The sequence below is a fragment of the Methanosaeta sp. UBA356 genome (genome assembly GCF_002496465.1).
In the GTDB taxonomy this organism is placed as follows: domain Archaea; phylum Halobacteriota; class Methanosarcinia; order Methanotrichales; family Methanotrichaceae; genus Methanothrix; species Methanothrix soehngenii.
On sequence record NZ_DAKC01000130.1, the window covers coordinates 1 to 3136 of the forward strand.

Genomic DNA, 3136 nt, shown 5'->3' on the forward strand with positions numbered 1-3136 from the left:
GGCGGGGAGCAGTCACCAAAAGGCTTTTTGTGTGTTAGGTGGTTGGATATCCGAGGGGAGACTGATTTGGCGGCACCTAAAGAGATCGTGGAGCTTGTGGAGAGGTTCGAGAGCAACCGGGAGGCCTACAAGTCAGGGCACTACAATGAGACCCAGGTTCGACGAGAGTTTGTCGATCCTCTCTTCAAGGCCCTGGGCTGGGATATCGATAACGAGCAGGGGTTTGCCGAGGCCTACAAGGATGTGATCCATGAGGACGCCATCAAGGTGGGCGGCACCACCAGGGCTCCGGACTACTCTTTTCGCATTGGCGGCCAGCGCAAGTTCTTTTTGGAGACCAAGAAGCCCTCGGTGGACATCAAAGAGGACATTCACCCTGCTTTCCAGTTGCGGCGATATGCCTGGACGGCAAAGCTGCCCCTGTCCATCCTCACAGACTTTGAGGAGTTCTCGGTCTACGACTGCACTATAAAGCCGGACAAGAAGGATATGCCCTCCAAAGGGCGGATACTCTATCTGACTTGCAGGGATTATCTGGAGCAGTGGGATGAGATTGCGGCCATATTCTCCAAGAACGCCATCCTCAAGGGCTCTTTTGACAAGTATGCTCAAGATAAGAGGAGCAAGAGAGGCACGGCCCAGGTGGATTCTGCCTTCCTGGAGGAGATCGCCGGCTGGAGGGAGATCCTGGCCAGGAATATCGCCCTGCGAAATCCGGAGCTGGACACCAGGGACCTCAACTATGCCGTTCAGGCGACGGTCAACCGCATAGTCTTCCTCAGGATATGCGAGGACCGGGGGATTGAGAGGCTGATGAAGATGGAGGACCTCCTTCAGGGGGAGCGGGTCTACCCCAGGCTCTCTGAGCTGTTCCGTCGGGCGGACGAGCGCTACAACTCCGGCATATTCCATTTCGAAAAAGAATCGGGCAGGGAAAATCCGGACACTCTCAGCCTGCGGCTAAATATCGATGACAAACCTTTAAAAGACATCATCCGGCGGCTCTACTATCCGGACAGCCCTTATGAGTTCTCAGTCCTGCCGGCGGAGATCTTAGGCCAGGTCTATGAGCAATTTTTAGGAAAGGTCATTCGCCTCACCGACGGCCACCGGGCGGTGGTGGAGGACAAGCCGGAGGTGAAAAAAGCGGGCGGAGTCAAGTACACCCCGGCCTACATCGTGGACTATATCGTGAAGAACACCCTGGGGCCCACATTGGAGGAGAAGACGCCGTCGGATGCAACGAAGATAAGCGTTCTTGATCCAGCCTGCGGCTCGGGCTCATTTCTCATTGTGGCCTATCAGCATCTGCTGGACTGGCATAGAGAATGGTATGTGCAAAATTTGGTTCCTATGCTCCAGAGCGGCCTGAGGCCCTCGTCCATCCAGATAAGGCATATGCTGCCGGCCAATGAGGGGGCGAGTAAGGGCAGAAAGAAGGATCGGGAGCCGGAGCTTCCAGTCTTTCAGGGCCGGGGCGGGGAGTGGAGGCTGACCACGGCGGAGAGAAAGAGGATTCTCTTGAATAACATCTACGGAGTGGACATCGACCGCCAGGCGGTGGAGGTGACCAAGCTCTCGCTTCTCTTGAAGGTGCTGGAGGGGGAGAACGAGGAGACGATCTCCAAGCAGCTCACGCTCTTCTCGGAAAGGGCGCTGCCGGATCTGAGCAGGAACATCAAGTGCGGGAATTCATTGATCGGCTGGGACATCCTGGAGGATAATCCGAGTCTCGGGCAGGAGGATATCGAGAGGATCAATCCGTTTGACTGGAGAACGGAATATCCGGAGATCTTCTCCAGAGGCGGCTTTGATGTGGTGATAGGCAATCCGCCTTATGTCAGGCAGGAGAGTTTAGGAGAGTTCAAAGGCTATTTCCAGAAGCATTTCCAGGTCTATCAGGGGACGGCTGACCTTTATGCATACTTCATAGAACGTGGCGTCTCTCTCCTTCAAGATGAAGGCATCTTCTCTTACATCGTGGCTAACAAATGGATGAGAGCGAACTACGGCCTGCCCTTGCGCAGATGGCTGAAGGAGCAGTGCATTGAGGAGATAATCGATTTTGGAGATCTGCCGGTATTTCTGGGAGCGACGACTTATCCATGCATAATACGCATTGTCAGGAGGCCACCTCAGTCAAGCTTCCAGGCAACGCAGGTCAAGACCCTGAATTTCAATGATTTGGGCGAATACGTCAATGAGAACGGCTACAAAGTGAATCAATTGACTCTTGATGATTCCGGCTGGTCTTTGGCCGATGAAGCCACACAGGAGCTGCTGGACAAGCTGAAGGGGAAGGGCGTGCCCCTAGGCGAGTATGTGGGTGGGAAGATCTACTATGGCATTAAAACCGGACTAAATGAAGCCTTTGTAATCGATGCTCAAACACGGGAAAAGCTGATAGCTGAAGATCCGAAGAGCGAGGAGCTGATCAAGCCCTTTCTGGCAGGCAGGGATATCAAGAGATACCAGCAACCCGTGAGCGATAAATATCTGATTCTCATTCCCAGAGGATGGACCAGAGAGAAATCCAGCAATGCTAAGGATGCTCTTGGATGGCTTAAAGGCAATTATCCAGCAATGGCCAATCACTTGCTGCCTTTTGCTCAGGCAGCTGGAAAGAGATACGACAAAGGAGAATATTGGTGGGAGCTAAGGGCTTGCGATTATTATAGTGAGTTCGAGAAACCGAAGATAATGCTTCCAGATATTTCTATCCGTGGAAACTTTATGCTTGATGAAGATGGTTGCGTCTATTCAGCAAATACAACCTATATTATTTCTTCTTCGGACAAATATTTGATAGGATTACTTAATTCATCGTTGATGGATTTCTATTATCGAAATTTAACCGCAGTTTTCCGAGGAGGATATCTGCGATTCTTTACACAGTACCTAAGCCAGCTCCCAATCAGACAGATAGAATTTGCCAAAAATCACGAATCTGCCCGCCATGATCGCATGGTCTCCCTGGTGGATCGGATGCTTGCCCTCCACAAACAGCTCCAGGAGGCCCGCACGCCCCATGACGAGACCGCCCTCCAGCGGCAAATTGAGGCCACCGACCGGCAGATAGATGCTCTGGTCTACGAGCTTTATGCGCTGACGGAGGATGAAAAAAAGATAGTTGAAG

General features: G+C 52.4%; 1 protein-coding gene. It reads left to right on the plus strand.

All coding sequences use genetic code 11. The annotated features are described in order from the left end of the window. Positions 1-66: 66 nt before the first annotated feature. Positions 67-3136: Eco57I restriction-modification methylase domain-containing protein (locus BP727_RS12635; RefSeq protein ID WP_286859153.1), on the plus strand; the 3070-nt coding region annotated here is incomplete at its 3' end.